Raw genomic sequence first — 9060 nt, 5'->3', positions numbered from 1 at the left:
TTTTTTTGTTTTAAAACGCAGACAAAAAGAAATGGAGGAAGCATATATGCCAAAAAAATATTACCTTTATATCAACGGACAAAAGGTCAAAGTCAGTGAAGATATTTATAAAGTCTACTGGCGAGAAAGAGAACACGAAAAGTATTTGGAGCAGGTGGAAAGAAAAAACCACTTGCTCTTTTTTCATCATTGGATCATGACGGACATTTTGTAGATAATATTGTTGATGAAAGTGTTGATGTAGAAAAGATTGTTGAAACACAGATGATGATTGAAGCAGTCAGAAATACAATTTCAAGACTCAATGCAGAAGAAAGGGGCATCATTGAGCGTTTGTACTTTCAGTATGAAATTCTTTCGAGTATTACAAGAATAAAGAAAGTGAGTTATCAAGCTATACAATGGCGTAAGAATAATATATTGAAAAAACTGAAGTTGTTATTAGAAGATTTTTTAAGATAATCGACTTGTAGATAAGGGCAGATTTTCCATTATAAAGTAAAGGTGATATAGGGCTATTTTTCTTTGCTTATTAATAGTATATTATGCAGTGAGAGAAGGAATTTATATCATAGATATATTCCCACATACGAGGCTTTTGAAAAATCTCAAATTTTATCCATACAGACCACTCAAGCCATGTGGAAGCTATAGCCCTACTTGTCAAGAAGCGAAGATACACTGAAAAGTAGAGGCAGGTCTCATGCAAAGATTTCCCAGGAGAAGCGACCGAATAAGAAGCTTTGATTGGCAGAAATCGACTGCTGAAGCTGTAGCGTTAATACAAAAGATGTAAATTTAGAAATCCTGCATTTTAAGCAGTTTTATAAGCATTTTGTATTTGAAAAAGATAAAGAAGGATATGTAAAAAAGACTCAAAAAAACTATATGGACGTAAGAGTAGTTTTGTAACTGGTATGAGGAAACACAAAAAATATAATTAACTCATTTTGTACTTTCTACAAGAGTAGCTTAAAAGGCTGCTCTTTTTTCATTGAAGGGAGTAAGGATTCGTTACATCCTAAAAAGCAAAATCTAGGACGACTCATAAAATACAGCAGACTATTTAAAATAGAAGATGAAATTAGAAAATACATGGAGGTATTATCGTGATTAATATCGAGAGCATAAAGAGCAAGATAAGAAGTCTGGCAGAGAAGAAAAATAGTATAAACATGTGATGCTATAATATTTGTATTAGCATTATCGGGTATAATTTAATATATCCTTGTACAATTTAAATGAAAGGTAGTAGAAATATGGATATAATGAAATCTTTTAACTTAGCAATAGACTATATTGAAGATAACTTAACTGATGAACTTGATGAAAAAGAAATAACACGGATAACAGGATATTCATTTCCAATGTTTTCAAGAATATTTTCAATCATATCAGGATATTCATTATCTGAATATATAAGGTTAAGAAAGATGACAAATGCTGCAATTGATTTAAAAAATTCAGATAAAAGAATTATAGACATCGCAATAAAATATGGTTATAATTCTCAGGATTCTTTTGCTTTAGCTTTTAAAAGTTTTCATAAGCTAACTCCAGGTCAAGTAAAAAAAGGAGAAAAGTATCAATATTTTCCAAGAATCTACTTTTCAATTTCAGTTCAAGGAGGAAATCAAATGGATATTAAAATTGAGAAAAAGAAAGCGTTTAAAGTAGCTGGTATTAAATCAGATGTAACTAAAAGTTCAAATTTCCCAAAAGTTTGGGATAGACTAGTTGAAAAAGTACCAAGAGAAAAATTTGAAGAGTTTGGTAATGGTCAAATCTTTGGCGTAGGATATGACTATATAATGGATGAAGAAGATTCATTTATATACTTAGCTGGTTTTGATTTAACTGATGAAGTAAAAGCTGAGGAGTTAGGTTTAGATATACTCAGTATTCCTGAAAAAGAGTATGCTATTGTAAGCTTACAAGGACCTATACCAAAGTGCATTCACGAAGGATGGAAGTATATTATTTCATATTTCTTCCCTAAAGAAGGATATAGACATGATGAAAGTCCCGATTTTGAAGTATATGGAGATAGAGACCCTAATTCAGAAGATTATCAAATGGAATTATGGGTTCCTATAGTAAAAGAGTAATTTAAATTTGTTTAACGGCATCTATCAAATGGTAGGTGCTTTTTTGATTGCTATTAGTAAAAATAGGAATAAATAAAAGTCCTATGAAACTTGACCTAATAACAGGAGATGCAATAACACCAGGGGAAATAGAATACATCTACCCTTGTATCTTTAGCAAAGAAGATATAAAAATAATGGCATATCCATTAGAAACAATATTAGCAGAAAAATACGAAACCATAATCAGAAGAAATATAACGACAACACGAATGAGAGACTTTTACGACCTATACACCCTCTATAAGCTAAAAAAAGATCAGATAGATTATGAAATTTTAAAAGAAGCAATAGAAAGAACTTCAAACATAAGAGGAAGTCAGGAGATAATGAAAGGCTATGAGGAAATAATCGAGGACATGAAAGAAGATTCATACCTAAGATCCTTGTGGGAAGTATATCTCAGTGAAAATAAGTACATTGGGGATCTGTCTTTTGATAATGTTGTTGGTGTAGCTGTAATTTTATCAAATAGAATTAATGAGATGCAATATTCCAGACACTGTCTGGAATATTATAGACAAGAAAATATTAAGGATTAAAGAATATGGGTTAATATACTACTGTTTATAAATTTAAATGTTCTTTTAAAGAGAACGTTTTATATTAAACCGACATTTAATGGTATAATATAATAAATATAAGTCTTCGTTATAGTGTATATTGAGAACTTTTAGGTATAAAATATTATTTAAATAACTAATAGATTTAGATATGACAAATGGTGAATTGATAAAAAAGCAAGGATTGGTAAAAAATACATTTTATAAAATTAATAATGGGCAAATCGTAACCACAGATATTTTGCCTAGAATTTGGAATGCTTTGAATTTTTATAGTGAAGATACTATACAAATTAACGACATTAAGGAGGTAAAATAATTATGAAAAGAATTTTTATTAGTTTTGCAATTGAGGATGAACATTTAAGAGATTTTTTAAAAGGACAAGCGAAAAATGAAAATAGCCCCTTTGAATTTGTGGATATGTCAGTTAAAAAACCATGGGATTCACAGTGGAAAACAAATTGTAGAACAAGAATAAAAGGATGTGATGGAGTGATATCAATAGTCACAAAGAACACAAAAAATGCAGATGGACAAATTTGGGAAATGAAGTGTGCAAAAGATGAAAGTATTCCAATAGTTGGAATATATGGAAATGATAGTCACTCTGGAGTTACTATTACAAGTGAATGCGGATATATTAGACTAATGGACTGGACATGGTCAAATATTTCAAAGTGGATTGAGAATATATAATTGAAGAGAGGTTTATAGGATGAGTAGAAAAGCACTCGTTGTTGGTATTGATGATTATCCGGGTTGTCCTTTAAAAGGATGTGTAAATGATGCAAAAGAAATAAAATGCTTACTTGAAACAAATGGAGATGGCTCTCCTAATTTTGAAGTTAAGTATGCTCCAAATATCCAGACTAAGGATGAGCTTTTGGATCTGCTAAATGCTCTTTTTTGTGAAGGAGATTCTGACATCTCATTGTTTTACTTTTCAGGTCATGGAACAGATGAATTTACGGGGAAGATAGTTACACCTGATTTTAAAGGCAGAGATATGGGAGTATCAATGTCAGATATTTTGGCTTTATTAAAACAATCAAAAAGTAAAAACAAAGTTGTTATATTGGATTGCTGTTTTTCAGGCAAATTTGGAGAGTTGGAAGTTGTCTCATCAAATGAAACAGTATTAGGAGAAGGTGTAACAATTATGACTGCCAGTAGTAGAGACCAATACGCTGTAGAAGATGGAATCACTGGTCATGGAGTATTTACTGAATTGTTAATTCAGGGATTGTTGGGTGGTGCTGCTGATGTTGGCGGAAATATTACACCAGCAAGTTTATATTCATTTGTTGATCAGTCGTTGGGAGCATGGGAACAACGACCTCTTTTTAAAACAAATATATCCAGATTTCTTCCTATCAGAAAAATAAAACCTAAAGTTCCTGTTGAAGTTTTAAGGAAGTTAAGTTATTATTTTCAAAATCCTGATAGTGAATATTCCTTAGACCCATCTTTTGAGTTTACTAATAATCCTGAGTATGAAATTGAAATTAAAGAACCTTATGCAAAAGATGAAAATGTTAAAAAATTTAAAGAATTACAACTATATGAGAGTGTTGGTTTGATTGAACCTGTCGGAGAAGAACATATGTATTTTGCGGCAATGAATTGTAAGTCGTGCAGGTTGACTCCTTTGGGGTTACATTATTGGAAATTGTCAAAAGATAGAAGATTTTAGGTAAAATTTTTATGATTTTAACAAATGAATTTTAATAATAGAATCTATAAAAAGAGACATTGGATATGAATCTGAAACAAGGATTTTAAATAAAAATCACTCCGTTTTTTAAAAAAAATTCATACGACTTGTTTATAGCACATAGTTTTTTAGATAAAAAACTGATACTGACACTGATGGATTTATTTAACATTGCAGGTTATTCCGTTTATGCAGACTGGATAAATGACAAAATTTGGATAGAAATAATGTATCATCTGAAACGGCTAATGTTATTAAAAATAGAATATCTAATTGTAAATGCTTATCTTATATCGCCACTGGGAATATTGTTAATTCAAAATGGTGTCGGTGGAGATTGGGTTTGGCAGAAGGCATGTAAATGGGAAATCATGTATTTTACCAGTATTGGAGGAATCTTACACTTTTATAGGTCTTGAATATTTAGGTCTTTATCCATACATAGAATATGAAAAAATAAGTGGAAATAGTACTTATGAATTTTGGGTTATAGATCAAGTCTACAGTAGTCGATATACTTCTCTTGGGAACTGGTTATATGGAGTGGAACTAAGAAGATATTAAAACAATAATTACATGATTGAGGTTTATATCTTCAGTTTTGTGACATATAAATTATATAATTTTACGTATTTGGAAATGTAGTTCATATTGGATGTTGAGGAAGAATACTCTTGAGTAAGAGTATTCTTTTTTTAAAAAATTTGCTAAAAATATCTTTTTAATTCGTGAGTTTTGAATGTAATTTTATAAATCTGGTAGATTGATTAGAAAAATAAAAAAATAATCATTTTCATTAAAAATGCTATTTGATGTACATAGTTTTTATTTAGAATGTAATATTACTCATCTGATATTTAATGACTTATATAGGCATTAGATTTTGTATGATTTGGAGATTCATAACACTTAAATCTTGATTTTATATCGCAAGATTTATTTTGCTTTATTAAGAAGTAGGGAATGGAACTGACATATTTCTCTTGATAATTTTTCTATTTCTTTGTTCATTGATTCGATTTCATTTTTGTAAATAATGCCAGTTGTATTAGTTGCTTTTGCAATCTGGTTTATATTATTTGTTGTATTTGAAAGTAACCATTGTAGGTTTCTAAATGATTCTAAATCTACTACATAAATTTCTTTTTCCAACACACATTTCCTAAGAAAGTGGGACATTGTTTTGCAATTTGCAAGTTTCATTTTCTTTTCAAAAATTTCTTTTTCTTCTTTAGTTAGTTTTATTTCTATTCTTTCATTTCTAAATCTATTTGCCATTTTATTCTCCTTTATAAAATATATTTCGGGGTCTTAGGGTTTCCATAACAAGGTAAAAATTAGCAGTAGACTTCAACCAATCGCTAACTATATTAGCTCTTGGAAATTCCTTGCATAGCACCTACCAAACACTCAAGTAAACTTTCGTGTGGTTAGGTGCGAAAAAAATGGAGCATTCCGTAAAAGTCTGCTCCATTAATTTTTTCGTAAGTGTCCGTACACTTACTGTGCTTGCTATTAAAGCTATTAAAGTTATAAGCGTTAAGCGTGTATTAAGTTATGATTAATTATACCGCATTTAAAGAAATTAATAAAGAAGTATAAAGGGCGTTCAAGCAAATATCTTAAATAAGATTACTAAATTTTAAAATCCTTCATGTATTGAAATTAATTATCAAATGAGTTATAATAAAACCGACGATATCGTCGGAAATATTTATTAACAGGAGATAAAGTTTTGAATGATAGAAAATTGAAAGTTGGAGAAAAAAGGAAGTTAGAAATTCTGGAAGCGGCAAAGACATGTTTCTTAGAAAAGGGTTTCCAAAATACAACTATGGAAGATGTTATAGAAAAAGTAAGTTTAAGTAAAGGTGGTGTTTACTATCATTATGGCTCAACCTATGAAATGATTTATGATTTTATGAAATCAGGTATCAAATATAGAGGAGAAAAAAACAAAACTATCGACACATCTAAGTTAACGACTTTAGACGCAATTACTGAGATGATGATGGAAAGAATTTATGATGAAAATGAATTTAAAAGCATATATGCAATTTTTTTGAAACTACAAAATGAAGATAAAAGATTGTGTGAAATGTTTGAAAATTTAAAAGAAACAAACACAGAAATTTTATCGTTTACATTTCCTCTAAACGATAAGCTATCATCTATTTTTGAAGATGAGTTTTTAGTGACCTTTGTGAATACTTTGATTTTAGGATATGAAAGTTTAAATCAAAAAGAAATTTTTATTGAAAATAGAGAAACAATTAAAAAGATGGTGGAAGGTTATTTGAGAGAAAAACTTATTAATTAGGAGATTTTTATGGGTAAGGAGTTAATGTGCCATCTTTATGGAAGAAATTTAGAAAAAATAATAGAAAATTCTAAAGGGAGAATTTGCGAATTTCATAATTTGGAAAATGGGAAGTATATAGTTTCGAAGTACGAAATTTTCAAAGGGGTAACAGTTTTTTATAATGATATGCACACTTCTGTCATAAAGAAAAAATTATCAAAAAATTTAAATCAAAGCTATGAGATTAATCATTGTAGAGAAGGAAGATTTGAATGCGTGTTAAGCGATGGAACTATTACTTATATGGAATCGGGAGATTTTGCAATCAATGCAAGTAGTAACAGCTCTGAGGAATCTTTTTTTCCTATATCTCATTATCATGGTGTGACTTTTTATATTAATCCAAAAGAATTCGATAGCGAAATATATTTTTTAGAAGAAATGTTAGGGATTAAATTTGAAGTTGTTTTAAGAAAATTATGTAATAAGGATAAAGTTTTTGTACAAAGAGCTACTCAGCATATTGAACATATTTTTTATGAAGTTTATAAAGTTCCAGATGAAATTCTAATTGAATATCTAAGGGTAAAATTTCAAGAACTTTTCCTATATATTTCAAGCCTTGATACCAGTAACATGATAAGCGATAGGAAATATTTTATTAAGACAAATGTTGATATTGTAAAGAAAATAGATGAATTTATAAAGAATAATTACGAAAAAAATATAACTTATGATAAACTATCAGAAATTTTTAAGATAAATTCTACCACAATGAAATCTTGCTATAAGAGTGTTTTTGGGCAAACAATTAAGGAAGCTATAACAAGTAAAAGATTGGAGGTAGCGGCTGATTTTTTGAATAATTCATCAATTTCAATTACGGAAATTGCTATTAGGGTAGGTTTCACAGATCATGCTAAATTTTCAAATACTTTTAAAAATAAGTTTAATCTCACTCCTTCAGAATATAGAAAAATATCTAAAACAGCACATTTAGTCTAAATAGTCAAGAAAATAAGCTTAGCCTATTATAGGATGATAATAGATATCAAATAAGGAGGTTGAATTATGGAAAGTAAAAAATTAACTATAAAAGATTTAGCAACCATAGGAATCTTTTCTGCAATCATGATTGTTGTGTTCATTGCTTTTTCAATGATTACAGGGGCATCATTATTTTTCAATATGATTTTTAATGCTGTGTTTACTGCACTAATTTTAGGACCATTTTTTGTTTATATGGCTATGAAAGTAGGCAAACCGGGAGTTGCACTAATTTATAATATTATACAAGCTATATTAGCAACTGTCTTTATGGGTCCTTTTATGATTCCATGGTTTGTAGGTGGTGGGATAATTGCAGAGTTATCTATGCTTGGTACAGATAGCTATAGGAATATAAAAAGAATTACTATTGCTTGGATAATTACATCATTAACTAGAGCGGCTCATGGTATGAGCGAAATATGGTTTTTTAAAGATGCCTTCATTAAGTCTGGCGTATCTCCAGAACAAGTTCAAATACAAACTCAGTATTATACAAATCCTAAATGGATTCTTATTTCTTTAGCATGTACTATTGTGGCGGCAATTATTGGTTGCTATTTAGGAAATAAGATGACAGAAAAGCATTTTAAAAAGACAGGCATAATAAAATGATGCATTTGGACTTACGTTCCAAATTAGTAGTATTTTTAAGTACGGTATTTTTGGTTTCAGTATTGTCCAAAGATACTGTACTTTTTTTATTAGCCGCCATTCTAGTTATTTATGTATCACTGCAAGGATATAGCAAATCTACTATAAAACTAATTATTGCAATTGGTGTTTTAAGTTTTTTGAGATTTGTCTCAAATGGTGAAGGTTTTGGCATTTTGATTCCAGATATGTTTCTGTTTATGGTTATAAGAACATTAGTTATAGTTCTATCAGTAATACCAATTTTAAAAACACCTCCAGGAGAGATAATGGCAATAATGAAAAAAATGAAAATTCATAGAAATGTTGCTTTGCCACTTATTTTCATGATGAGATTTTTCCCAGTAGTTAAAAGTGAGTTTAAAGAAATTATCGACTCATTGAGATTAAGAGGATTAATTTCTATTAAAAAACCATTTTTAACGATGGAATATTTATTTGTTCCTATGATGTTTTCATCTTCAAAAATAGCTGAAGAACTTGCCGCCGCATCGGAAGTAAGAGGAATTTCTGCATCTGGAAAACATAGCTCAAGAAGAGAAATAAAATTTAGAAATCTTGATGTTATTGTTTGTTTAATCACCATCTTTATCACAATGAGCATGATTTTCCTTGAGAGGAGTTATTAAG

At 29.4% G+C, this 9060-nt stretch carries 8 protein-coding genes and 3 pseudogenes; 10 read left to right on the top strand and 1 reads right to left on the bottom strand.

Annotated features, from left to right (window positions below; genetic code table 11):
- Positions 1–46: 46 nt before the first annotated feature.
- The 6 genes and pseudogenes from ACU68U_RS07965 to ACU68U_RS07940 all read left to right on the top strand — a co-directional run bounded on the left by ACU68U_RS07965 (position 47) and on the right by ACU68U_RS07940 (position 4406).
- Positions 47–462, top strand: a pseudogene (locus tag ACU68U_RS07965) (sigma-70 family RNA polymerase sigma factor).
- A 570-nt stretch (positions 463–1032) separates the two neighbouring features.
- Positions 1033–1113, top strand: a pseudogene (locus ACU68U_RS07960) (type IV toxin-antitoxin system AbiEi family antitoxin domain-containing protein); the annotation flags it as partial.
- A gap of 146 nt (positions 1114–1259) precedes the next feature.
- Entirely contained in the window at positions 1260–2108 is an 849-nt protein-coding gene (locus ACU68U_RS07955; protein ID WP_094206249.1) for an AraC family transcriptional regulator, read from the top strand.
- Between the two features lie 71 nt (positions 2109–2179).
- Positions 2180–2689: pseudogene (locus ACU68U_RS07950) on the top strand (nucleotidyl transferase AbiEii/AbiGii toxin family protein); the annotation flags it as partial.
- A gap of 342 nt (positions 2690–3031) precedes the next feature.
- A complete protein-coding gene (locus ACU68U_RS07945) occupies positions 3032–3409 on the top strand; it encodes a TIR domain-containing protein (RefSeq protein ID WP_446763102.1) in 378 nt (125 codons plus the stop codon).
- A 19-nt stretch (positions 3410–3428) separates the two neighbouring features.
- Positions 3429–4406 (top strand): caspase family protein, encoded by a 978-nt coding sequence (locus ACU68U_RS07940; RefSeq protein WP_392434280.1) that lies wholly within the window; start codon positions 3429–3431, stop codon positions 4404–4406.
- A gap of 957 nt (positions 4407–5363) precedes the next feature.
- Here ACU68U_RS07940 and ACU68U_RS07935 read toward each other — a convergent pair.
- Positions 5364–5705: a plasmid mobilization protein gene (locus tag ACU68U_RS07935; protein WP_392434279.1), complete on the bottom strand. Its 342-nt coding sequence runs from the start codon at positions 5703–5705 to the stop codon at positions 5364–5366.
- Between the two features lie 457 nt (positions 5706–6162).
- On the opposite strand from ACU68U_RS07935, the gene ACU68U_RS07930 reads away from it, so the two are divergent.
- The 4 genes from ACU68U_RS07930 (at position 6163) to ACU68U_RS07915 (ending at position 9059) form a co-directional block, all read left to right on the top strand.
- Positions 6163–6747, top strand: coding sequence for a TetR/AcrR family transcriptional regulator (locus ACU68U_RS07930; RefSeq protein ID WP_392434276.1), 585 nt, complete (start codon positions 6163–6165; stop codon positions 6745–6747).
- A gap of 9 nt (positions 6748–6756) precedes the next feature.
- Positions 6757–7734: a helix-turn-helix domain-containing protein gene (locus tag ACU68U_RS07925; protein WP_446763101.1), complete on the top strand. Its 978-nt coding sequence runs from the start codon at positions 6757–6759 to the stop codon at positions 7732–7734.
- A gap of 66 nt (positions 7735–7800) precedes the next feature.
- Complete coding sequence (locus ACU68U_RS07920; RefSeq protein WP_002834820.1) at positions 7801–8391, top strand: MptD family putative ECF transporter S component; 591 nt, start codon at positions 7801–7803, stop codon at positions 8389–8391.
- Positions 8388–9059 (top strand): energy-coupling factor transporter transmembrane component T family protein, encoded by a 672-nt coding sequence (locus ACU68U_RS07915; protein WP_094225134.1) that lies wholly within the window; start codon positions 8388–8390, stop codon positions 9057–9059. The genes ACU68U_RS07920 and ACU68U_RS07915 overlap by 4 nt, the downstream gene beginning before the upstream one ends.
- Position 9060 lies beyond the last annotated feature (1 nt).

The organism is Finegoldia sp. P3-F-LR (assembly GCF_052932165.1).
This window is presented reverse-complemented; position numbering and strand designations above follow the sequence as displayed.